Origin of the sequence: Prevotella multiformis, assembly GCF_018127985.1 — a bacterium.
Taxonomy (GTDB): Bacteria; Bacteroidota; Bacteroidia; order Bacteroidales; family Bacteroidaceae; genus Prevotella; species Prevotella multiformis.
Genome location: NZ_CP072357.1, coordinates 915,069 through 939,008, shown reverse-complemented (window position 1 = coordinate 939,008; position 23,940 = coordinate 915,069). Strand labels below are relative to the sequence as shown.

At 51.4% G+C, this 23,940-nt stretch carries 21 protein-coding genes and 3 tRNA genes; 23 read left to right on the top strand and 1 reads right to left on the bottom strand.

The window, feature by feature from the left end:
- Window positions 1-14: 14 nt before the first annotated feature.
- From J4864_RS03905 to J4864_RS03835, 15 genes are all read left to right on the top strand, one after another.
- A tRNA-Gly gene (locus J4864_RS03905) sits at window positions 15-87 on the top strand.
- Between the two features lie 11 nt (window positions 88-98).
- Window positions 99-170 (top strand) — tRNA-Thr (locus tag J4864_RS03900).
- Between the two features lie 67 nt (window positions 171-237).
- Entirely contained in the window at window positions 238-1,434 is a 1,197-nt protein-coding gene (gene tuf / locus J4864_RS03895) for an elongation factor Tu (protein ID WP_211813686.1), read from the top strand.
- A 68-nt stretch (window positions 1,435-1,502) separates the two neighbouring features.
- Window positions 1,503-1,575: transfer RNA gene (locus tag J4864_RS03890), tRNA-Trp, on the top strand.
- A gap of 17 nt (window positions 1,576-1,592) precedes the next feature.
- Entirely contained in the window at window positions 1,593-1,784 is a 192-nt protein-coding gene (gene secE, locus J4864_RS11965; RefSeq protein WP_007368896.1) for a preprotein translocase subunit SecE, read from the top strand.
- Between the two features lie 13 nt (window positions 1,785-1,797).
- Entirely contained in the window at window positions 1,798-2,346 is a 549-nt protein-coding gene (gene nusG, locus J4864_RS03880; RefSeq protein ID WP_211813684.1) for a transcription termination/antitermination protein NusG, read from the top strand.
- A 54-nt stretch (window positions 2,347-2,400) separates the two neighbouring features.
- Window positions 2,401-2,841: a 50S ribosomal protein L11 gene (gene rplK, locus J4864_RS03875; RefSeq protein WP_007368894.1), complete on the top strand. Its 441-nt coding sequence runs from the start codon at window positions 2,401-2,403 to the stop codon at window positions 2,839-2,841.
- Window positions 2,842-2,862: 21 nt separating this feature from the next.
- Window positions 2,863-3,555 carry a 50S ribosomal protein L1 gene (gene rplA / locus J4864_RS03870; RefSeq protein ID WP_007368893.1) on the top strand — a complete coding sequence of 231 codons (693 nt, stop codon included), beginning with the start codon at window positions 2,863-2,865 and terminating at the stop codon, window positions 3,553-3,555.
- An 18-nt stretch (window positions 3,556-3,573) separates the two neighbouring features.
- Window positions 3,574-4,092, top strand: a complete 519-nt coding sequence (gene rplJ / locus J4864_RS03865; protein ID WP_007368892.1) for a 50S ribosomal protein L10 — start codon at window positions 3,574-3,576, stop codon at window positions 4,090-4,092.
- A 63-nt stretch (window positions 4,093-4,155) separates the two neighbouring features.
- On the top strand, window positions 4,156-4,533 hold the full coding sequence (gene rplL, locus J4864_RS03860) for a 50S ribosomal protein L7/L12 (RefSeq protein WP_004351841.1): 378 nt from the start codon (window positions 4,156-4,158) through the stop codon (window positions 4,531-4,533).
- Window positions 4,534-4,686: 153 nt separating this feature from the next.
- Window positions 4,687-8,496 (top strand): DNA-directed RNA polymerase subunit beta, encoded by a 3,810-nt coding sequence (rpoB, locus tag J4864_RS03855; RefSeq protein ID WP_007368891.1) that lies wholly within the window; start codon window positions 4,687-4,689, stop codon window positions 8,494-8,496.
- 26 nt (window positions 8,497-8,522) lie between these two features.
- Window positions 8,523-12,893: a DNA-directed RNA polymerase subunit beta' gene (rpoC, locus tag J4864_RS03850; RefSeq protein ID WP_211813677.1), complete on the top strand. Its 4,371-nt coding sequence runs from the start codon at window positions 8,523-8,525 to the stop codon at window positions 12,891-12,893.
- Window positions 12,894-13,168: 275 nt separating this feature from the next.
- Window positions 13,169-13,501 (top strand): DUF3467 domain-containing protein, encoded by a 333-nt coding sequence (locus J4864_RS03845; RefSeq protein ID WP_040555087.1) that lies wholly within the window; start codon window positions 13,169-13,171, stop codon window positions 13,499-13,501.
- Between the two features lie 152 nt (window positions 13,502-13,653).
- Entirely contained in the window at window positions 13,654-13,953 is a 300-nt protein-coding gene (locus J4864_RS11920; RefSeq protein WP_211814634.1) for a hypothetical protein, read from the top strand.
- Window positions 13,877-14,200 carry an EamA family transporter gene (locus tag J4864_RS03835; protein WP_246479359.1) on the top strand — a complete coding sequence of 108 codons (324 nt, stop codon included), beginning with the start codon at window positions 13,877-13,879 and terminating at the stop codon, window positions 14,198-14,200. The genes J4864_RS11920 and J4864_RS03835 overlap by 77 nt, the downstream gene beginning before the upstream one ends.
- A 112-nt stretch (window positions 14,201-14,312) precedes the next feature.
- Here J4864_RS03835 and J4864_RS03830 read toward each other — a convergent pair whose 3' ends face one another.
- On the bottom strand, window positions 14,313-16,388 hold the full coding sequence (locus tag J4864_RS03830; RefSeq protein WP_211813673.1) for an LTA synthase family protein: 2,076 nt from the start codon (window positions 16,386-16,388) through the stop codon (window positions 14,313-14,315).
- Window positions 16,389-17,073: 685 nt separating this feature from the next.
- Between J4864_RS03830 and J4864_RS03825 the strand changes: the two genes are divergently transcribed.
- The 8 genes from J4864_RS03825 (at window position 17,074) to rplD (ending at window position 23,940) form a co-directional block, all read left to right on the top strand.
- The gene (locus J4864_RS03825) at window positions 17,074-17,748 is read left to right on the top strand and encodes a hypothetical protein (RefSeq protein WP_007368885.1); all 675 of its coding nucleotides are present in this window, start codon (window positions 17,074-17,076) and stop codon (window positions 17,746-17,748) included.
- 23 nt (window positions 17,749-17,771) lie between these two features.
- Entirely contained in the window at window positions 17,772-18,827 is a 1,056-nt protein-coding gene (locus tag J4864_RS03820) for a hypothetical protein (RefSeq protein ID WP_211813671.1), read from the top strand.
- A 194-nt stretch (window positions 18,828-19,021) separates the two neighbouring features.
- The gene (gene rpsL, locus J4864_RS03815) at window positions 19,022-19,405 is read left to right on the top strand and encodes a 30S ribosomal protein S12 (protein ID WP_004371793.1); all 384 of its coding nucleotides are present in this window, start codon (window positions 19,022-19,024) and stop codon (window positions 19,403-19,405) included.
- Between the two features lie 196 nt (window positions 19,406-19,601).
- Window positions 19,602-20,078, top strand: coding sequence for a 30S ribosomal protein S7 (gene rpsG / locus J4864_RS03810; protein WP_211813670.1), 477 nt, complete (start codon window positions 19,602-19,604; stop codon window positions 20,076-20,078).
- A 29-nt stretch (window positions 20,079-20,107) separates the two neighbouring features.
- Complete coding sequence (fusA, locus tag J4864_RS03805) at window positions 20,108-22,225, top strand: elongation factor G (protein ID WP_007368882.1); 2,118 nt, start codon at window positions 20,108-20,110, stop codon at window positions 22,223-22,225.
- A 90-nt stretch (window positions 22,226-22,315) separates the two neighbouring features.
- Window positions 22,316-22,621, top strand: coding sequence for a 30S ribosomal protein S10 (gene rpsJ / locus J4864_RS03800; RefSeq protein ID WP_004352787.1), 306 nt, complete (start codon window positions 22,316-22,318; stop codon window positions 22,619-22,621).
- Window positions 22,622-22,696: 75 nt separating this feature from the next.
- Window positions 22,697-23,311 (top strand): 50S ribosomal protein L3, encoded by a 615-nt coding sequence (gene rplC, locus J4864_RS03795; protein WP_007368881.1) that lies wholly within the window; start codon window positions 22,697-22,699, stop codon window positions 23,309-23,311.
- Window positions 23,311-23,940, top strand: coding sequence for a 50S ribosomal protein L4 (gene rplD, locus J4864_RS03790; protein WP_007368880.1), 630 nt, complete (start codon window positions 23,311-23,313; stop codon window positions 23,938-23,940). The genes rplC and rplD overlap by 1 nt, the downstream gene beginning before the upstream one ends.

The following is a 23,940-nucleotide window of genomic DNA, read 5'->3' as shown; positions in this document are numbered from 1 at the left end:
CGGAAATGGAATCTGCGGAAATAGCTCAGTTGATAGAGCACTAGCCTTCCAAGCTGGGGGTCGCGGGTTTGAGTCCCGTTTTCCGCTCTCATGGTTTTGCTGTAATAGCTCAGTGGTAGAGCACTTCCTTGGTAAGGAAGAGGTCCTGAGTTCAACTCTCAGTTACAGCTCTTCCGTCGTTCAGTGAGTGTAACTAAAAAGCACAGATTACTCATTTAATATTAAATAGAAAAAGCTATGGCTAAAGAAGAATTCGTGCGCACCAAACCGCATGTAAACATTGGTACTATCGGTCACGTTGACCACGGTAAGACCACTCTTACTGCAGCAATCTCAAAGGTTCTTCATGAGAAGGGCTTCGGTTCTGAGGATATCAAGTCTTTCGACCAGATTGACAATGCTCCGGAGGAAAAAGAGCGTGGTATTACCATTAACTCTGCACATATCGAATACGAAACAGCAAAACGTCACTATGCACACGTAGACTGTCCGGGTCACGCTGACTATGTGAAGAACATGGTTACCGGTGCCGCTCAGATGGATGGTGCTATCTTGGTTGTAGCTGCTACCGACGGTCCTATGCCGCAGACCCGTGAGCACGTGCTGCTCGCCCGTCAGGTGAACGTTCCCCGTCTGGTTGTCTTCCTGAACAAGTGTGATATGGTTGACGATGAGGAGATGCTCGACCTCGTTGAGATGGAGGTTCGTGAGATCCTCGAGCAGTACGGTTATGAAGAGGATACTCCTATCATCCGCGGTTCTGCACTGGGTGCACTGAACGGTGTTGAGAAGTGGGTTGACTCTGTCATGCAGCTCATGGATACCGTTGACACCTGGATTCAGGAGCCGGTACGTGAGGTCGACAAGCCGTTCTTGATGCCTGTTGAGGATGTCTTCTCCATTACCGGTCGTGGTACTGTTGCTACCGGCCGTATCGAAACAGGTGTATGTAAGGTAGGTGACGAGGTTCAGCTGCTTGGTCTCGGTGAGGACAAGAAGTCTGTCATCACGGGTGTCGAGATGTTCCGCAAGAACCTTGCACAGGGTCAGGCCGGTGACAACGTAGGTCTGCTTCTCCGTGGTATCGACAAGTCCGAGGTTAAGCGCGGTATGGTAGTCGTACACCCGGGTGCCATCACTCCTCACGATCACTTCAAGGCTTCTATCTACGTGCTGAAGAAGGAAGAGGGTGGCCGTCATACTCCGTTCGGCAACAAATACCGTCCACAGTTCTACCTCCGTACAATGGACTGTACAGGTGAGATCAAACTCCCGAAGGGTGTTGAGATGGTAATGCCTGGTGACAACGTTGAGATCGAGGTAGACTTGATTTACAAGGTTGCATTGAACGAGGGTCTGCGTTTCGCTATCCGTGAGGGTGGCCGTACGGTAGGTTCCGGTCAGATCACAGCAATCCTCGACGATATCAAGTAATTACAAGGTAGGTCGTAGATTACACAGATAAAATTGGTTCCCGGCTCTTACGGGTCGGGAACTGACTTACGGGTTTAGCTCAGTCGGTAGAGCACTGGTCTCCAAAACCAGGTGTCGAGGGTTCGAGTCCTTCAACCCGTGCAAGAAGAGAAGATTTTATGTTTAAGAAGATAGTTAATTATTGCAAGGACTGCTACGACGAACTTGCGCATAAGACTACATGGCCATCACGTGCCCAGCTTACACATAGTGCAATGGTTGTTTTAACTGCTTCCCTTGTCATTGCACTGGTTGTGTTCGCTATGGATTCTGTGTTCCAGCATGTGATGGGTTTCGTATATCCAGGTTAATTCATTAGGAGAAATGGCTGAAACAGAAAAGAAATGGTATGTTCTTCGTGCTGTCAGTGGCAAAGAGGCAAAGGTGAAGGAATACATCGATGCCCAGTTGCGGCTGAACGAGAAACTTGCTGAGCGTGTCTTCGAGGTTCTGTTGCCTATGGAGAAGCACGCAACTGTGCGTAAAGACGGCAAGCGCGTTGTCAAGGAGAAGTTGAGTCTCCCGGGCTATGTGCTTGTTCAGGCCAACATGACTCCTGACGTGGCTTCCACGTTGCGTTTCATGCCTAATGTGTTGGGATTCCTCGGAGGCATGGCTGATCCTTCCCCCGTCCGTCAGGCAGACATCAACCGTCTGCTGGGCAATGTGGAAGATACTGAACTTGATGAAGTGCAGGAAGTTCCATACATGGTGGGTGAGACGGTTCAGGTCACCGACGGTCCTTTCAGCGGTTTCCACGGGGTCATCGAAGAGGTGAACACCGAGAAGCACAAGCTGAAGGTGATGGTGATGATTTTCGGTCGCCAGAATCCGCTGGAACTGAGTTTTATGCAAGTCGCAAAAGAAGAATAGTATTGTTACGGATACTGTTCGACTTATAGTTTAATTTTTAATATTAACAAAGAAATGGCTAAAGAAGTAGCTGGATTAATCAAATTACAGATTAAAGGTGGCGCTGCAAATCCATCCCCCCCAGTAGGTCCTGCATTGGGTTCAAAGGGTATCAATATCATGGGATTCTGCAAGGAGTTCAACGCCCGTACCCAGGACAAGGCTGGCAAAGTTCTTCCAGTCGTAATTACTTACTACAACGATAAGTCTTTCAGCTTCATCATCAAGACGCCTCCCGCAGCCGTACAGCTCATGGAGGCAGCCAAGGTGAAAAGCGGTTCCGGCGAGCCCAACCGCAAGAAGGTTGCATCCGTAACTTGGGAGCAGGTAAAGGCTATTGCTGAGGACAAGATGCCGGATCTCAACTGTTTCACGGTAGAAAGTGCCATGAAGCTGGTTGCCGGTACTGCTCGTAGTATGGGTATCACTGTAAAAGGGGACTTCCCTGGTAAATAATTTTAAACTTCAGAAGTAAAAATGAGTAAACTGACAAGAAATCAGAGATCAGTAGCTGAGAAGGTTGAAGCAGGGAAGGCATATTCATTGGAAGAGGCAGCAAAGCTGGTCAAGGAGATTACCACGACCAAGTTCGACGCTTCCGTAGATGTTGATATCCGTCTCGGTGTAGACCCTCGCAAGGCCAACCAGATGGTACGTGGTGTCGTGTCACTGCCGAATGGTACTGGAAAGGTCACCCGTGTGCTCTGTCTCTGTACGCCTGATCAGGAGGCTGCCGCCAAGGAAGCCGGTGCTGATTACGTCGGTCTCGACGAATATGTTGACAAGATCAAGGGCGGATGGACTGATGTTGATGTCATCATCACGATGCCGTCCTGCATGGGTAAGTTAGGTCCTTTGGGTCGTATTCTCGGCCCTCGCGGCTTGATGCCGAACCCGAAGAGCGGTACGGTGACTATGGATGTTGCTAAGGCAGTGAAGGAAGTAAAGCAGGGTAAGATTGACTTCAAGGTTGACAAGGCGGGTATTATCCACACCTCAATCGGCAAGGTCAGCATGACTGCTGAGCAGATTTATGGTAACGCCAAAGAGTTCATCTCTACTGTTATCAAGCTGAAGCCTGCTGCTGCTAAAGGTACATATATCAAGAGTATCTTTATTTCGAGCACAATGAGTAAGGGTGTCAAGATTGATCCTAAATCAGCTGAATAACTCTAAAAGTTTTGTACAATGAAGAAAGAAGTAAAAGATACAATTATCGCTGAACTCGGTGAGAAGCTGAAGAGCTTTCCTCATTTCTATCTGGTTGACGTGACCGGTCTGAACGCAGAGGCTACCAGCGTGCTCCGCCGTAAGTGCTTCAAGAGCGAGATCAATATGGTCGTCGTGAAGAACAAACTCCTTCACAAGGCTTTTGAGGCTTCAGATGTAGATTTTGAACCACTGTATGGTTCTCTCAAGGGCAATACGGCAGTGCTGTTCACGCAGACCGCCAATGTGCCGGCAAAGCTGCTGAAAGAGTACAAGAAGGAGGGTGTTCCTTCTCTGAAGGCCGCTTATGCAGAGGAGACTCTGTTTGTCGGTGCTGAGAAGCTCGAGGAACTTGCAGCTCTCAAGAGCAAGAACGAGGTCATCGCAGACATTGTGGCATTGCTGCAGTCTCCGGCAAAGAACGTTGTTTCTGCTCTCCAGTCAGGTGCTGGCACCATCCACGGTGTGCTTAAGACTTTAGGCGAGCGTCCTGAGTAAAGAATCTGATAAAGTCAAAAGGTATATTATTTTTAGAACAAAAAATTAAAAAGTTAGAATAAAATGGCAGACGTAAAAGCTATTGCAGAAGAGTTAGTAAATCTTACTGTTAAGGAAGTAAATGAGTTGGCAACTGTCCTCAAGGACGAGTATGGTATCGAGCCTGCAGCTGCAGCTGTTGCTGTTGCTGGCCCTGCTGCAGCCGGTGCAGCCGGTGCAGCTGAGGAGAAGTCTGAGTTTGACGTTGTCCTCGCAGAGGTCGGCGCCAACAAGCTGAAGGTCGTAAAGGCTGTCAAGGAGGCTTGTGGTCTCGGTCTGAAGGAGGCTAAGGATCTCGTAGACGGTGCTCCTTCCACACTGAAGGAGGGTATGGCCAAGGCTGAGGCTGAGAACCTGAAGAAGGCTATCGAGGCTGAGGGTGCCAAGGTTGAGCTGAAGTAATTCCGCTTCGATTCTTACATTAATTGTATACGGTTAGGATTTACCTGGTAGGTGAGTCCTAACCTTTTTGTGTCTTTCGACATCATGAGGGTGTTGCTTCCCTCTTTTGGTCCGTTGCCGGACTTTAGACATTCGAATATATAATTTCAGTTTATGGCATTAGAAAATAAACCCAGAGTAAATTTCGCCAGCGTTAAGAATCCGTATCCCTATCCGGATTTCCTCGATGTGCAATTGAAGTCCTTCCGTGACTTCCTGCAGCTGGATACTCCGCCTGAGGAACGCAAGAATGACGGTCTGTATAAGGTGTTCGCAGAGAACTTCCCTATCACCGATACACGCAATAATTTCGTCCTTGAGTTCCTGGATTACTATGTTGACCCGCCAAGATATTCCATCGACGAGTGTCTGGAGCGCGGATTGACTTATAGCGTACCCTTGAAGGCTAAGATGAAGCTGTATTGTACGGATCCGGATCATGAGGACTTCGGCACGTTCATCCAGGATGTATTCCTGGGTACGATACCTTACATGACCAGCAACGGTACTTTTGTCATCAACGGAGCGGAGCGTGTCGTTGTCTCCCAGCTCCACCGTTCTCCGGGCGTTTTCTTCGGACAGGGTGTCCATGCCAACGGCACCGTCCTTTACAGTGCCCGTATCATCCCGTTCAAGGGGTCGTGGATTGAGTTCGCCACCGACATCAACAATGTCATGTATGCGTACATTGACCGGAAAAAGAAGCTGCCTGTCACCACCATGCTGCGTGCCATCGGTTATGAGACGGACCGTGACATTCTCCAGATCTTCGATCTCTGCGAGGAGGTGAAGGTCAACAAGAAGAACATGAAGGCTGCCATCGGCCGCAAGATTGCGGGTAACGTGATGAAGACCTGGACGGAGGATTTCGTGGATGAAGACACCGGCGAGGTGGTTTCCATCGAGCGTAACGAGGTGGTTGTCGAGCGCGAGACCGTCATCACGGAGGAGAATGTCGATGAAATTCTCGACAGTTCTGTATCCACCATCCTGCTCCATAAGGACGAGGAGGCTGCCAACAAATACTCCATCATCTTCAATACGCTGGCCAAAGACCCGAGCCACTCTGAGATTGAGGCTGTGAACTATATCTACCGGCAGCTGCGCAATGCGGATGCTGCTGATGATGCCAGCGCCCGTGAGGTGTTCCAGAATCTGTTTTTCTCTGACAAGCGTTATGACCTGGGCGAGGTGGGACGCTACCGTATCAACAAGAAGCTGAACTTGGATACGGATATGGATGTCCGCGTGCTGACAAAGGATGATATTATCGAAATCATCAAGTATCTGATCAGCCTGATCAATTCGAATGCCACGGTAGATGATATTGACCACTTGTCCAACCGCCGTGTCCGCACCGTGGGCGAGCAGCTGGCCAACCAGTTCTCCATCGGTCTGGCACGTATGAACCGTACGATCCGTGAGCGTATGAATGTCCGCGACAGTGAGGTGTTCCAGCCGACGGATCTGATTAATGCGAAGACCATCTCGAGTGTCATCAACTCGTTCTTCGGCACCAATCCGTTGAGCCAGTTCATGGACCAGACCAATCCGCTGGCGGAGGTCACACACAAGCGTCGTCTCTCAGCCTTGGGCCCTGGCGGTCTGTCGCGTGAGCGTGCAGGCTTCGAGGTCCGTGACGTTCACTATACCCACTATGGCCGTCTGTGTCCGATTGAGTCTCCTGAAGGACCTAACATCGGTCTGATTTCCTCCCTCTGTATGTATGCCAAGATCAACGACCTCGGTTTCATCGTGACGCCATACCGTTGTGTGAAGGATTCCAAGGTAGACATGGACAACAAGGATGTTGTTTTCCTGACAGCCGAAGAGGAGGAAGACCAGATCATCGGGCAGGGCAATGCGCCGTTGAATGCCGACGGTACATTCATCCGCGACACAGTCAAGTGCCGTCAGGATGCCGATTATCCGGTTGTGAGTCCGGAGGCCGTCAATCTTATTGATGTGTCGCCGCAGCAGATTGCTTCCGTATCAGCCGGTCTGATTCCTTTCCTGGAACATGATGACGGCCACCGTGCGCTGATGGGATGTAACATGATGCGTCAGGCAGTGCCGTTGCTCCACAATGATGCGCCGATTGTCGGTACGGGTCTTGAGAAGCAGGTCTGTGAGGACTCGCGTACGATGATCACCGCGGAGGGCGATGGTGTCATCGAATATGTAGATGCCACGACCATCCGCATCCTCTACGACCGGACGGAAGAGGAGGAGTTTGTCAGCTTTGAGCCGGCGTTGAAGGAGTACCGTATCCCCAAGTTCCGCCGTACCAACCAGAACATGGTTGTCGACCTCCGTCCGATCTGCGACAAGGGGCAGCGTGTCAAGAAGGGTGACATCCTCACCGAGGGCTATGCCACTGAGAACGGCGAGCTGGCACTAGGGCGTAACCTGCTGGTCGCTTACATGCCTTGGAAGGGATACAACTACGAGGATGCCGTCGTGATTTCAGAGCGTATGGTGCGTGAGGATGTGCTGACCTCTGTCCACGTTGATGAGTATTCGCTCGAAGTACGCGAGACGAAACGTGGCGTGGAGGAATTCACGTCGGACATTCCGAACGTAAGCGAGGAAGCCACCAAGGATCTCGATGACAACGGTATTATCCGTGTCGGTGCCCGTGTGGAACCCGGCGACATCATGATCGGTAAGATTTCGCCTAAGGGCGAGAGCGATCCTTCACCGGAAGAGAAGCTTCTCCGTGCCATCTTCGGTGACAAGGCCGGTGATGTGAAGGATTCTTCTTTGAAGGCCAATCCGTCATTGAGTGGTGTCGTAATTGACAAGAAACTCTTCAGCCGTGCCATCAAGACACGCGAAAGCAAGCGTCAGGACAAGGCGACACTTGCCAAGATCGACGAGGAACAGGAGGCAAAGGTCAACGACCTGAAGGATCTTCTGGTAGATAAGCTGCTTGAGCTGACAGAGGACAAAGTCTCTGAGGGGGTCAAGGATTATTCCGATGCCGAGATCATCACCAAGGGCAGTAAGTTCACGGTTGCTGCATTGAAGAATCTTGATTATGAAGGAATCCAGTCTAACGGCTGGACGGACGACGAGCATACCAATCTTCTGATTCAGAAGCTGATCATGAATTACATCCGCAAGTACAAGCAGATGGATGCAGAGCTGAAGCGTAAGAAGTTCGCCATCACCATCGGCGACGAACTGCCGTCAGGTGTACTTCAGATGGCGAAGGTGTATATTGCCAAGAAGCGTAAGATTCAAGTAGGTGACAAGCTTGCCGGCCGTCATGGTAACAAGGGTATTGTCTCCAAAGTCGTACGTACAGAGGACATGCCGTTCCTCGAGGATGGAAGTCCGGTCGACCTGGTGCTGAACCCGATGGGTGTGCCTTCACGTATGAACCTCGGTCAGATCTTCGAGGCTATCCTCGGTGCTGCCGGTCGCAAGTTAGGCGTCAAGTTCGCTACTCCTATCTTCGATGGTGCCAAGCTCTCCGACCTGAAGGAATGGACGGACAAGGCAGGGCTGCCGAATCTCTGTTCCACGTATATTTATGATGGTGAGACCGGGGAGAAGTTCGATCAGCCGGCCACGGTGGGCATCACCTACTTCCTGAAGCTCGGCCACATGGTTGAGGACAAGATGCACGCCCGCAGCATCGGTCCGTACTCATTGATCACCCAGCAGCCGCTTGGCGGTAAGGCACAGTTCGGTGGTCAGCGTTTCGGAGAGATGGAGGTCTGGGCCATCGAGGCCTTCGGTGCGTCTCATGTCCTTCAGGAGATCTTGACAATCAAGTCTGATGATGTGGTCGGTCGTTCAAAGGCTTACGAGGCTATCGTCAAGGGCGAGCCAATGCCGACACCGGGTATTCCAGAGTCACTGAATGTTTTGTTGCACGAACTTCGTGGACTCGGTCTGAGCATCAAACTTGATTAATACGTACACCCCATAATAAGTAAAACATGGCTTTTAAGAAAGATAATAAAGTAAAGAGTAATTTCAGCAAGATTACTATCGGACTGGCTTCGCCTGAAGAGATCCTCGAGAACTCCTATGGTGAGGTAACCAAGCCAGAGACCATCAACTATCGTACCTATAAACCAGAGCGTGACGGTCTGTTCTGCGAACGCATCTTCGGCCCTACCAAGGACTATGAGTGTGCTTGCGGTAAATACAAACGCATCCGTTACAAGGGGATAGTCTGCGATCGTTGCGGCGTTGAGGTGACAGAGAAGAAGGTACGCCGTGAGCGTGCCGGACATATTGAACTGGTTGTCCCGGTTGCTCATATCTGGTATTTCCGTAGTCTTCCCAACAAGATCGGTTACCTTCTCGGCATGCCGACCAAGAAACTCGATGCTGTCATATACTACGAGAAATATGTCGTCATCCAGCCGGGTGTCGTTGAAGGCATGAAGAATGCCGAGACGGAGGAGGATCTGAACGGTTCTCATAAGTTCGACCTTCTTTCGGAAGACGAATACCTCGACATTCTCGACAACAAACTCCCTGAAGGGAATGAACGGCTGGACGACTCTGATCCCAGCAAGTTCATTGCCAAGATGGGTGCGGAGGCTGTTTATGATCTCCTTTCCGGAATTGACCTCGACCGCCTTGCCGGCGAATTGCGCGACCGTGCGACGACCGACTCCAGCCAGCAGCGCAAGACGGAGGCGTTGAAACGCCTGCAGGTCGTTGAAGGCTTCCGTCAGTCGATCGGCGTGAACAGACCGGAGTGGATGATCATGAAGATTATCCCGGTCACTCCGCCGGAACTCCGTCCATTGGTACCTCTGGATGGTGGCCGTTTCGCAACCTCTGACCTCAACGACCTCTATCGGCGAGTGATTATCCGCAACAACCGTCTGAAGCGGCTCATGGAGATCAAAGCCCCGGAGGTTATCCTCCGCAACGAGAAGCGTATGCTTCAGGAAGCGGTCGATTCCCTCTTCGACAACAGCCGCAAGTCGTCGGCTGTGAAGAGCGAGAGCAATCGTCCCCTGAAGTCTCTCTCTGACTCCCTGAAGGGCAAGCAGGGACGTTTCCGTCAGAACCTCCTCGGCAAGCGTGTCGACTACTCTGCCCGTTCCGTAATCGTTGTCGGGCCGGAGCTGAAGATGGGCGAGTGCGGCCTGCCGAAGCTGATGGCGGCCGAGCTTTACAAGCCGTTCATCATCCGCAAGCTCATCGAGCGCGGTATCGTGAAGACCGTCAAGAGCGCCAAGAAGATCGTGGATCGTCGTGAGCCAGTCATCTGGGACATCCTCGAGAATGTGATGAAAGGTCATCCGGTCATGCTGAACCGCGCCCCGACTCTTCACCGTCTTGGTATTCAGGCTTTCCAGCCGAAGCTCATCGAGGGCAAGGCCATCCAGCTGCATCCGCTGGCATGTACGGCGTTCAACGCCGACTTCGACGGTGACCAGATGGCCGTCCATCTCCCCTTGAGCAATGAGGCTGTTTTGGAGGCGCAGATTCTGATGCTCCAGAGCCACAATATCCTCAATCCGGCCAACGGTGCGCCGATTACCGTCCCTTCGCAGGACATGGTGCTCGGCCTCTATTATATCACCAAGCTCCGTCCGGGAGCCAAGGGCGAAGGTCTCTCTTTCTACGGCTCCGAGGAAGCCATCATCGCTTACAATGAGAAGCGGTGCGACCTCCATGCACAGGTAAAGGTCATCGTCGATGATATCGTCGACGGGAAAATACAGAAACGGATGGTGGAGACTTCCGTCGGCCGTGTCATTGTCAACCAGATTATCCCGACTGAGATCGGCTTCTTCAATGGCATCATCTCCAAGAAATCACTCCGTGGCCTTATCGCCGACGTTATCAAGGCTGTCGGTATGGCGCGTGCCTGTGAGTTCCTGGATGGGATCAAGAACCTCGGTTATCGCATGGCTTATGTGGCAGGTCTCTCTTTCAACCTTGACGATATTATCGTACCGGAGGAGAAGAAAGACATTGTCGGGAAAGGTCAGGACGAGGTCGACCAGGTGAAAGCCAACTACGAGATGGGTTTCATCACCGATAAGGAGCGTTACAATCAGGTGATTGATGCCTGGACACATGTGAACAACAACCTGAAGGCAAGTGTGATGAAGCACATGACCGAGGCCGATCAGGGGTTCAATGCCGTTTACATGATGCTCGACTCCGGTGCCCGTGGTTCCGCTGACCAGATCGCACAGCTTGCCGGTATGCGTGGTCTGATGGCGAAACCGCAGAAAGCCGGCGCCGAAGGAGCGCAGATTATTGAGAACCCGATTATCTCCAACTTTAAGGAAGGAATGTCCGTGCTGGAGTACTTCATCGCCTCCCACGGTGCTCGCAAAGGTCTGGCTGATACGGCCATGAAGACTGCCGATGCCGGTTATCTGACCCGCCGTCTTGTTGATGTCTCCCATGATGTCATCATCAATGAAGAGGACTGTGGTTCTCTCCGCGGTCTTGAATGTCGTGCGTTGAAGAACGGTGACGAGACGATTGCTACACTCTATGAGCGCATTCTGGGGCGTGTGTCTGTACACGATGTCATCAACCCGACAACAGGTGACATTATCGTTGCTGCCGGTGAGGAAATCACCGAAGCCAAGGCGCAGGCCATAGAGGATTCGCCGATAGAGATGGTCGAGATCCGTTCCGTACTTACTTGTGAGAGCAAGAAGGGTGTATGTAAGAAGTGTTACGGCCGCAACCTTGCCACTGCCCGCATGGTACAGATGGGTGAGGCGGTCGGTGTCATCGCAGCACAGGCCATCGGCGAACCGGGAACACAGCTTACTCTCCGTACGTTCCACGCTGGTGGTGTGGCAGGTAACGCTGCTGCCAATGCGACGATTACAGCAAAGAACGAGGCGAAGATCGAGTTTGAGGAACTCCGTACCGTACCTTTCGTTGACGACGAGGACAAGGAGTGTCAGATGGTTGTCAGCCGTCTGGCGGAGATTCATTTCATCGATCCGAACACAGGCATTGTCCTCCTTTCCGATAATGTGCCTTATGGTAGTTCTCTCTACTTCAAGTCTGGCGATACCGTCAGGAAAGGGGATGTCATCTGTAAGTGGGACCCGTTCAATGCCGTTATTGTCAGTGAGTATGCCGGTGTCCTCCGTCTGCACGATGTTGTGGAAGGTGTGACTTATAAGGCTGAAACCGACGAGGCGACGGGTCTTACCGAGCGTATCATCACGGACTCGCGCGACAAGACAAAGGTCCCGACGGTTGACGTTGTCAGGAAAGGTGCAAAGAAAGGGGCCGACGGTCTCTATGCTCCTTCCGATATTCTTGGTACTTACAACCTCCCGGTAGGTGGTCACCTGGAGCAGGTTCTTCAGGATGGAGCTGAAATCAAGACCGGTATGACACTGGTCAAGATTCCGCGTTCTGTGGGCGGTGCAGGTGACATTACAGGTGGTCTGCCACGTGTCACCGAGCTGTTTGAGGCCCGTAATCCGTCTAACCCTGCCGTCGTATCTGAAATCGACGGTGAGATTACTATGGGCAAGGTAAAGCGTGGCAACCGCGAGATCATCGTGACTTCCAAGACCGGCGAGCAGCGCAAGTACCTCGTAAGTCTGTCCAAGCAGATTCTTGTTCAGGAGCATGATGCGGTCCGTGCGGGCACGCCGCTGTCCGACGGTATCATTACGCCGGCCGACATTCTGTCCATCATGGGACCGACGGCCGTTCAGGAGTATATCGTCAATGAAGTACAGGACGTATATCGTCTTCAGGGTGTGAAGATCAACGACAAGCACTTTGAGATTATCGTCCGTCAGATGATGCGCAAGGTGCGTATTGACGATCCGGGCGACACCACGTTCCTCGAGCAGGAACTGGTCGACAAGCTCGACTTCGCCGAGGAGAACGACCGTATCTGGGGCAAGAAGGTTGTCACCGATCCGGGCGATTCCGAGAACTGCTACAAGGGGCAGATCCTCTCTGTCCGCAAGCTGCGTGATGAGAACTCGAGTCTCAAGCGTCGTGACCTCAAGGTTGTTCAGGTACGCGATGCCGTCCAGGCTACGGCTACCCAGATCCTCCAGGGTATCACGCGGGCTGCCCTCGGCACGAAGAGCTTCATGAGTGCTGCCTCCTTCCAGGAGACGACCAAGGTGCTCAACGAGGCTGCGCTCCGTGGCAAGACCGATTATCTTGAGGGTATGAAGGAGAACGTCATCTGCGGTCACCTCATCCCTGCCGGTACGGGTCTTCGCCAGTGGCAGAAACTGGTTGTCGGTTCACAGGAGGAGCACGAACGTATGGAGGCCAACAAGAAGAATGTTCTTGACTATGCCAATCAGGAAGCAGAGACAGTACAGGAGTAATCCTTGTCTTTGATGTATGATATGGAAGGGGATTCGCAGCGATGCTGTGGATCCCCTTTTTCGTTGGCAGGCTGTAAGGAGTATGGAAAGGAATATCACTGACAGGCTGTAAGAGCAGGGGAAAGAATATCGGAACTTCCCCGCTATAGAGGATGTAAATCCTTTTTTCATAGACTGAAAGGTGAAAACTTTGGAGACGGCCTTTGGTAACTGACTTGAAAGTGTTAACTTTGCAACAGTTAAACAGAAGTGTCATCTAAATCTTTTGAATGAAAATGGACAATAACAACAATCAGAATCAAGAAGGCCAGCAGTTGCAGATTGACCTTTCACCGGAAATCGCCAAAGGAGTTTATACCAACTTCCAGATAATCTCTCATTCAAGCTCAGAGTTTGTGCTCGACTTTGCCACGCTGCTTCCTGGTGTGCCGAAGGCAACCGTGACAAGCCGTGTCATCATCGCGCCTGAACACGCATTGCGCCTCCTTGCTGCCTTGCAGGACAATGTCGTACGCTACGAGAAAGAATTTGGCAAGATCGACCGGCATGAGCCTGCTCGGGAGCCGCGTACCATCTCGCCTTTCGGAAAAGGGAAGGTTGAGGCGTAGGCGGGACTGGCAGAACTGGCGGTTCTAGCTGAACTAGCGACCCTAGCAACTAGGGCTGCTAGATTTTCATGGAGCCGTCAGGGTCGCTGTCTCCCTGCCATCCTTTCCGGCTTTTTTCTCAGCCTTGGGGCAGCGTTCTCCTGCCACAGCCTTTGGAGAAGAGCATCCTGTTCCCTGCGGTAGCCGGTACGGGCGGCATACATCTGCTCTTTGATGCCTCCCTGCTCCACGAATGTCTTTTGCAGGAACTCAAGATGTCAGCTCATCATACGGTCCGTGATATGCAGGGGCGTGACGGCAGTGTTGCAGAACTCCTCGTCCGTCCGGCGGTAGAGTCTTTGCCAAGGTCGGTGGTCAGGGATGTCAACTCCGACCTTGCCACCGCCAATCCGGACGACCATCACCCTCCTGCTTGCATGGGGTGTCGTCATCTTCGGTTGCCATATCAGTGAGGTGAAGGACGTGAGCCGGAATACGTGGGTGTTTCTCATCCTTTCGGGTCTGTCCACCGGATTGTCATGGCTCTTCTATTTCAAGGCGATCCAGCTGGGCGATGTTTCCCGTGTGGTGCCGATCGACAAGCTGAGCGTGGTGATCACCATTCTGCTTGCCTTTCTCTTCCTGCACGAACAGCCGTCGTTGAAGGTTGTCATCGGTGCCGTGCTGATTGCGGCGGGCAGTATCTTTATGATTTTATGATGGGGTGGGGACTGTCCTGTGCATGGAAGTTTCCGCCCCTTTTTTGTGATGTCTCCTGTGACTTCCGCATTTATGGAAGCCACAGGCCCTTTTCTGACGGACGTCCGTCAGGCTACTTCGCTTTCACATACAGGTTCGTATACTGGTAGTAGGCCTGCGCCTTGCGGACGAGGTTTCGGTCTGTCCGTCTGACAGGCTGCTCGTCGCAGGTGCCGTCCGGCAGCGGGCGCACGGCGTATTGCCGTATGTTGCGGACCGGAGAGAGTACGGTCAGGCGGCTGCCCTCCAGATAGCCCAGATCCTGATAAGTCGCCATGAACGCCCGGGGATGGTAGCTCGGGGAGAATACGTCCTGCCCGGCGAAACTCACACGGCTCTGCAGATGGAGTAGGGAGAGGACGGTCGGCATGAGGTCAATCTGCGAGCAGAGTTTCCCGACTTTCCCCGGCCGTACTATGCCCGGGGCATAGACCAGGCACGGAATGTGGTAACGGTCGATGGGCAGCGATGTCTTTCCCGCGCTGGAGGCGCAGTGGTCGGCGATGACGATGAACACCGTGTTCCTGAACCAGGCTTTCCTCTTCGCCTCGGCGATGAACCTGCCGATGGCATAGTCGGTGTATTTTACGGCAGCCTCCCGGGTGTTGGGGTCGCCGTCCACCTTTATCCGTCCGGCAGGGTAGGTGTAGGGGCGGTGGTTGCTGGTGGTCATGATCTGTGCAAAGAAGGGATGCCCCGAACGGCAGTCGGCATCAAATACCTGCAGGCTTTTCCTGAAGATATCCTCGTCGCAGACACCCCAGATGTTGGCGAAGGTCACCTGGCTGTCCGGGATGTCTTTCCTGTCGATGACCTCATAGCCGTTATGGCTGAAGAAGTCGCCCATATTGTCAAAGTAGCTGTCGCCGCCGTAGATGAACTGCGACTTGTAGCCTATGCGCGACAGCACGCTGCCTACGGACAGGTTTCCCATCCGGTTGGCTTTCCGCTTGATGATGCTCTCCCCTGCACTCGGCGGCAGACAGAGCGACAGGGCTTCCAGTCCCCTCACCGTCCTGTTGCCGGCGGCATAGAGGCTGTCGAAGACAAGGCTTCCCTGCATGAGCCTGTCCAGCTGCGGCGTGAGGTTCTGCCGGTTCCCGTATCGTGTGAGGAAGTCGGCGCTGAGGCTTTCCACGGTGATCAGGACGATGTTTGGACGCTGTGCCCTGAGACTGTCGCCGACGGTCTTCCTGCCGTTCTCGTCCAGTCCGCTCAGCTGCCGGTACAGTCTCACACACTCCTGCCGGTGCAGCATGGCGTAGAATTTGTCGTAGTCCAGCTTGTTGCTCTGGAAGGCGATGACGAAGTCGCACGCCCCGTTCTGTTCCAGTTGGGTGACATACTGGTTGTCGCTCTGCAGACTGTGCGTGCCCCATAGCATGAGGTAGGCGGTCGCTGCAAAGACCGCATACAGGGCCAGATGCACGGTGAGCATCTTTGCATTGTAAAGCCGGGTAATCTTCGGCCTGTAATGGCGCGACTGGAGGAAGATGATGCCTGCCGTGAGAAGCAGCGTGACGCCGATCATGGGGATGATGGCATACGACTCCATGATGTTCCCGATCACCTCGTGCGTGTAGACCAGATAGTCTACGGCGATGAAGTTGTACCGCACCCCGAACTCTCCCCAGAAGATGTATTCCCCTGCGGTGACGCACAGAAGCAGGAAGACGTACACCGCCCAGGCGAAGTAGAGGGAAATCCGCCGCCAGGTCTCCCTTGTCTTCGGGACGAAAAAGCGGATGGAGAAGCTGAACAGCTTCCAGCCCAGGAAGATGCGGGCTATCTTGGGCGCACCGCCGCCATACTCGTGGAAGATGGTATGGAAGCACAGCACGTAGACGAAGGCCGCGGCCAGCAGCACTTCTATCACCCATCCCACGATGCGGTGGTATTTCCCCTCGTTCAGTCCGAGGTAGAGGATCTGCAGCGGCAAGGCGAGCAGGACGGCCATGCCGAAGTCGGCAAGCAGGCCGATGCCCAGCAGCCTGACCGTCTCTCCGATGGTGAAAGAGGCATCACCGGGTGCAGTGTACATCAGGATGATCCGCAGGAGAAATCCTGCGAGCATATACAGTTTCAGAAAGCGGGTCTCGATGAGGAATACAGGGTTTCTGTAGATCAGTTTGTTCTTGTTCATCGTCATTTGTTTTCTGCAAAATTACATAAAATCCGTGGATAACGCAGCGGACGGAACAGAAAATTTCTTTGTTTTTTCCAGAGCAAAGCGGAGAACCTATCGGATGCCGTTCTCTCAGGGGGAAACTGCAAGTTGATTCTACATCGGCAACGTGTTGTATGGTGTTTAGCACCCATTACCATTGGTGTTTAGCACTCAACACCATTGGTGTTTACCAATGACACCACATGAGATTGGCAACACCACATCGGCTGAAGGTGGGAGGAGTGGTTCATTATGGCCATTATGATGTATATAGTAAGACACTAATAGCTTTATATGGGAAATGTTTATTGGGCAGCACTATTTATCTTTTATCCACTAAAGTAAAGTGTTGTGGCTAAGATGTTTACTTCCTCCCTTACAAAGTATAAGACATTTTTTCTTTCTGTTTCTTTGTTTTTCAGAAATTAAAGTCTATTTTTGTGCAGGCATAAAACCATCATGATGAAACTTTCTGTACTGGTGGAGGTTCTCTTTTGCCGTGCTGATGGAAGGGAAAGTCAAGGTAGGAGAGTCCTGCATGTTGAGCAAATGGGTGATAGCTCTGATTATGAGGTACTTGTGATCCGTAGAGTATGAGGTCTGTGGCAAGAGACTTGTAGGCTTAAAGCGTGCCGTAGGGTAGTATCATCAACTAAAAGCTAAGTGTATGATGAATAGGATGAGGAAAGTGTTGGTCTTGTTCATTCTGTTGAGCAGTTTGATACAGAAAAGTACGGCAGGTTGCGTATGGAAAGGCGATTTGTATGTCTTTGATGGCATTGTATTGTATTTACTTGATGCTGACAAAGAAGATTTCATGTTTGAAGAACGAAATGATACTTTATATATCATGCCACAGACATACTTCACGCTTGATGGAGCAGGTCTTTTCTTCCCGGAGGACATCCATGTTGTAAATCTGCAGGAAACGATTGTTATCGGTGTCAAGCAGGAAACGACAGACGACACACCTGCTGTATGGTTGGAATTTTCTTCTGAAAGAAGCAGATTGGAGAAGCGTATGAAACAAAAGTATTTCCTCTGGACTTCTCAAGAACAGGAGGAATATTTATACAGGCATCACTGGGGGGCTGTTAAAGGGTTGTCTTTGCAGTTTCAAAAGATGTACTATAACAATATTCTGGAAAGACAGACCGAGTATAAGGAATGTTGTCCGGAGTATATTGAGCAGGCAAAGGACGTTCTTGCCATGAAAGATAAAGATTTTGCATCTTTCAGGCAGCTACATGCCTATCCTCAAATAAAGTATAGGACGGTTGCAATACAATATTGGAAGCAACAGGAGCGCAGGCATATAGTAGTTGTGGAGAAGCCACTGTAAGGTAAACGAAAAGAAAAACGAGTATGAAAGTCTTATTGTTTTTGTTGATGATTTTACCTTTTTGGGGGTATGCCAGCAGCGTGGCTTCGGCAGGGCATATTCTGAGAGGGAACGCAGAAGATGATGTCAAGAACTTCCTGAACATCAATGACAGGACTTCGGCATTGAGGTTTGCGGATGGCGAACAGATTATGTTGCCTTGTTTTTCCGGCGAAAACAACACTGAGTTATATGTGGTTTATTTTCTTGGTCGCACGGAGAAAGAACGAAGTTTCTGGGATGTATATAATAAGAATGGCTATTGGAAGGGCAAAGACGCCGAACAGGTGTACAGATACGAAAAAGACATGGAACGCTATATCAATGCGAGAATAACGCGATATGACGTTTTTGCCATTGCCTTGAACAAGGAAATGGTCAAGGACATAAAAGGGGATGAATTCCAGCCAGACAGTAATGCTGTTTATAAGACATATCTGCTGACAAACGGGAAATGGATACAAACCGACAGTTTTAAGGTGCAGGATGCTCCGAAGGATACAGGTGAGTATCTTATGAATATATCAGGCAGAAACAATAAAAAGTTTCTTGAAGTGCTGGGAGACAGTCTGGTGTCTTTGCCGGACTTCTCTGATCGGGTTAATGGCTCTTGTGCTGCAGGCAGGGAGGATTGTGTACTTGATTGTCTGAGAGTGGATTATTACCTTTTGTCCTCCAGTTCCCTTATGCCGGTGGTGCAGTTGGATGCAGCACATAAATTGTTGTTCAAGAAGCGTAAAGAGAAAAGTAAATCGGAAGAATACATAAAAGTCTATGCCTTGTTGTCTGTAAATGATAAGGTTACCGACTCTGTTCTCTGTTATGAATATTATAACAATGCCGAGACCCTGTCGGCTTATGAGCAGATATATTATATTGATACCGTTCAGCGCAGGATATGGACTGTTATGCTGACTTATGATGAGGAAAGTGCAGATGCAGACGCTGCAAAAATTTACACGATAGATTTGGGCAGGAACTGCTTTGTCCAAGAAGTCGATACAAAGAATACTCCAGCAGGTACGTTAAATAATGAATAAAAAGTTATTTATTGTTAACATGAGAGGCGCGGGGAATTATTCTTTTTCTTATTATTAGGTCATTTAAGGGAATCTTTGTACCTTTGCAACCCGAAACGACAGAGCAGATTATAAGGCTTTTTAAGCGTTCAGCTTGCGTTCGTAATGGATTGAAAATAAACAAAATAAATACATAACAATAAAAAGTAAAAATCATGCCTACTATTTCACAATTAGTAAGAAAAGGCAGAAAGGACATCGTAGACAAGAGCAAGTCTCCGGCTTTGGACAACTGTCCGCAGCGTCGTGGCGTGTGTGTTCGTGTTTACACTACGACTCCTAAGAAGCCTAATTCAGCAATGCGCAAGGTTGCCCGTGTCCGTCTGACCAACCAGAAGGAGGTGAACTCCTACATCCCGGGAGAGGGTCACAACCTGCAGGAGCACAGTATCGTACTCGTCCGTGGCGGCCGCGTGAAGGACCTTCCTGGTGTACGTTATCACATCGTTCGCGGTACGCTCGATACCGCAGGTGTCGCCAACCGTACGCAGCGCCGCTCCAAGTACGGTGCAAAGCGTCCTAAAGCTGGCAAGAAGTAACAGAAGACTTCAATCCATAAAGCCGGGGTGCAACGGCCGGTGATGGCCGATGCACCGAGGCTCTTCAAAAGAAGCAACTAAAAACAAACAGTTTTGCTGGAGATTTGTAATCACAAAGGTTGAGTAAACGCCCAGGTGAGGGTGTTGAAGAACGAAAAAGACGACAGCCTCCGCAGAATTAAAGTTTAAAATTAAAATGAGAAAAGCAAAACCAAAGAAGCGTGTAGTCCTTCCGGATCCGAAGTTCAACGACCAGAAGGTGTCAAAGTTCGTAAATCACTTGATGTATGACGGTAAGAAGAATACCTCATACGAAATCTTCTATGCAGCCCTCGACATCGTAGGCGGCAAGATGAAGAACGAGGAGAAGTCTCCGCTCGAGGTGTGGAAGCAGGCACTCGACAACATCACCCCGCAGGTGGAGGTGAAGAGCCGCCGTATCGGCGGTGCCACTTTCCAGGTGCCGACGGAAATCCGTCCGGACCGCAAGGAGAGCGTTTCGATGAAGAATATGATTGCCTTTGCCCGCAAGCGCGGCGGCAAGAGTATGGCCGACAAGCTCGCATCGGAGATTATGGATGCCTTCAACAACCAGGGCGGTGCTTACAAGCGCAAGGAAGACATGCACCGCATGGCAGAGGCTAACCGTGCATTTGCTCACTTCAGATTCTAATCAAGTTATTATAATAAGGTAAAAAGAAAATGGCAAATCACGATTTACATTTGACTCGTAATATCGGTATCATGGCGCACATCGACGCCGGTAAGACGACCACGTCTGAGCGTATTCTTTTCTACACAGGTAAGACGCATAAGATCGGTGAAGTTCATGATGGTGCTGCCACGATGGACTGGATGGCACAGGAGCAGGAGCGCGGTATCACCATTACATCGGCTGCGACCACCTGTAACTGGAACTACCTCGGCAAGTCTTACAAGATTAACTTGATTGATACTCCGGGACACGTCGACTTCACCGCTGAGGTGGAACGTTCGCTCCGTGTCCTCGACGGTGCTGTCGCCACTTACTCTGCTGCCGACGGCGTTCAGCCGCAGTCGGAGACGGTATGGCGTCAGGCCGACAAATACAACGTTCCGCGTATCGGTTACGTGAACAAGATGGATCGTTCCGGCGCCGACTTCTTCGAGACGGTACAGCAGATGAAGGACATCCTGGGCGCCAACCCGATCGCCATCCAGATTCCTATCGGCGCTGAGGAGAACTTCAAGGGTGTTGTAGACCTGGTCAAGATGAAGGCTATCCTGTGGCACGATGAGACGATGGGTGCGGAATATGATGTCGAGGAGATCCCGGCCGACCTCGCTGACGAGGCCGCTGAATGGCGCGACAAGCTGCTCGAGGGGGCTGCCAACTTCGATGACGAAGTGATGGAACTGTACCTCGAGGGGAAGGATGTCCCCGAGGAGAAGATCATCGCAGCGATTCGCAAGGGCTGTATCGCCATGGAGTGCTGTCCGATGCTGCTCGGCTCTTCCTACAAGAACAAGGGCGTACAGCCGCTGCTCGACTATGTCTGTGCTTTCCTGCCTTCTCCGCTGGATACTCCGGCGATCGTCGGCACGAACCCGAATACGGAAGAGGAAGAAGACCGTAAACCGAGCGAGAATGATCCTACGGCTGCGCTGGCATTCAAGATCGCTACCGATCCGTTCATGGGTCGTCTGGTGTTCTTCCGTGTCTATTCCGGAAAGGTCGTTGCAGGCTCTTATGTCTACAACCCGCGTTCTGGCAAGAAGGAGCGCATCAGCCGTCTGTTCCAGATGAACTCCAACAAGGAGATTCCGATGGAATCGATTGACGCCGGCGACATCGGCGCCGGTGTCGGCTTCAAGGACATCCGCACCGGTGACACGCTCTGCGACGAGAGTGCGCCGATCGTACTGGAGTCCATGACCTTCCCTGACACGGTGATTTCCATTGCTGTCGAGCCGAAGAGCCAGGCTGACGTGGCAAAGCTGGACAATGGTCTTGCCAAGCTCGCAGAGGAGGATCCTACGTTTACGGTACGTACTGACGAGCAGAGCGGCCAGACCATCATCTCCGGTATGGGCGAGCTGCACCTTGACATTATCATCGATCGTCTGAAGCGTGAGTTCAAGGTAGAGTGTAACCAGGGCAAGCCGCAGGTGAACTACAAGGAGGCGATCACAAAGACCGCACAGAGCCGCGAGACTTACAAGAAGCAGTCCGGTGGCCGTGGTAAGTTCGCTTGCATCGACGTGACAATCGGTCCTAAGGACGAGGATTACACAGAGGGCGATCTGCAGTTCATCAATGTCGTCAAGGGCGGTAACGTGCCTAAGGAGTTCATTCCTTCCGTAGAGAAGGGGTTCAAGGACTGCCTGAGCAACGGTGTCCTCGGCGGTTTCCCGTTGACCGGCATGAAGGTGACGCTGACGGATGGTTCTTTCCACCCGGTTGACTCCGACCAGCTGTCCTTCGAGCTTGTAGCCCATCAGGCCTTCAAGGTGCTCTGTCCTAAGGCAGGCCCTGTCCTCATGGAACCGATCATGAAGGTGGAGGTCGTTACTCCTGAAGAGAACATGGGTGACGTCATCGGCGACTTGAACAAACGCCGCGGTCTTGTACAGGGTATGGATGAGGCGCGCAGCGGCGCCCGCATCGTGAAGGCGATGGTTCCGCTGTCCGAGATGTTCGGTTATGTGACCGCTCTCCGTACGATCACGTCGGGTCGCGCTACCTCTTCCATGGAGTATGACCACCACTCACCTGTTTCGAGCGGCCTCGCCAGAGAAATCCTTGATGAGCTGAAAGGCAATTCGGAACTCGTTAAGTAAAGAAAAGGAAGGCGCTGCTCTCCCATAGCGAATGACTCTTATGGGAGGGCCGCCTTTAGATAAAATTCAATCATCAATAAAAATCCAGACATGAGTCAGAAGATTCGTATTAAGCTGAAGTCTTACGACCACCAGTTGGTTGACAAGTCAGCAGAGAAGATCGTGAAGGCAGTAAAGGCGACAGGCGCTATCGTGAGCGGTCCTATTCCGTTGCCGACACACAAGCGTATTTACACTGTAAACCGTTCCACATTCGTCAACAAGAAGTCACGCGAGCAGTTCCAGCTCTCTGATTTCAAGCGGCTCATCGACATCTACAGCTCTACGGCAAAGACGGTCGACGCTTTGATGAAGCTTGAGCTTCCCTCAGGCGTAGAGGTGGAAATCAAGGTGTAATACCGCCTGTTGACAGATCAGAAGCAAATTAATACAAACAAAGCATTTACATTCATTTTAAAATAATTAATTGAAATGCCAGGATTATTAGGAAAGAAAATCGGAATGACATCCGTTTTCAGTGCCGACGGTAAGAACGTACCGTGCACTGTTATCGAAGCTGGTCCTTGTGTTGTAACCCAGATCAAGACCGTTGAGAAAGATGGTTACAAGGCTGTTCAGTTAGGTTTCGGCGAGGCCAAGGAGAAGAGAACCTCCAAGCCGCAGCAGGGACACTTCAAGAAAGCCGGCACAACGCCGAAGAAGCACTTGGCCGAGTTCAAGTTTGATGAGGAGTACAACCTCGGTGACACGATTACCGTTGAGCTGTTCAATGACGCGAAGTTCGTTGACATCGTAGGTACGTCTAAGGGTAAAGGTTTCCAGGGCGTCGTGAAGCGTCACGGATTCGGCGGTGTAGGCCAGTCTACACACGGTCAGGACGACCGCGCCCGCAAGCCGGGATCTATCGGTGCCTGTTCTTATCCGGCAAAGGTCTTCAAGGGCATGCGCATGGCCGGCCAGATGGGAGGCGACAGAGTGACAACTCAGAACCTTCAGGTGTTAAAGGTTATTCCAGAGCACAACCTTCTGCTTGTGAAGGGCAGTGTAGCTGGATGTAATGGTTCAACCGTAATAATTAAGAAGTAATGGATATTAACGTATTAGATATCAAAGGTCAGGAGACCGGCCGCAAGGTAACTCTTAACGAGAATGTCTTCGGAATTGAGCCTAACGATCACGTCCTCTATCTTGCTGTCAAGCAGTATCTCGCTGACCAGCGTCAGGGTACTGCCAAGTCAAAGGAAAGAAGCGAACACGCCGGTTCTACCCGTAAGCTGGGTCGCCAGAAGGGCGGCGGCGGTGCGCGCCGCGGTGACATCAATTCACCGGTGCTCGTCGGCGGTGGACGTGTATTCGGCCCTAAGCCGCGCGACTACAGCTTCAAGCTCAACAAGAAGGTAAAGGTACTTGCACGTAAGTCTGCATTGGCTTACAAGGCACAGGAGAATGCCATCGTTGTCGTTGAAGATTTCGATTTCGACGCTCCGAAGACGAAAGATTTCGTAAATATTGCAAAAAATCTGAAAGTCGACGGCAAGAAGATACTTCTTCTTTTGCCAGGAGTAGAGAAAAACGTATATTTGTCGGCTCGTAATCTGCAGAAGACAGAGGTGATGACGGCGGCGCAGGTCAATTCATACAAGATTCTGAATGCTGACGTGCTCGTTGTTACCGAGAACTCTCTGAAGGTCATCGACGGAATCTTAACCAAGTAA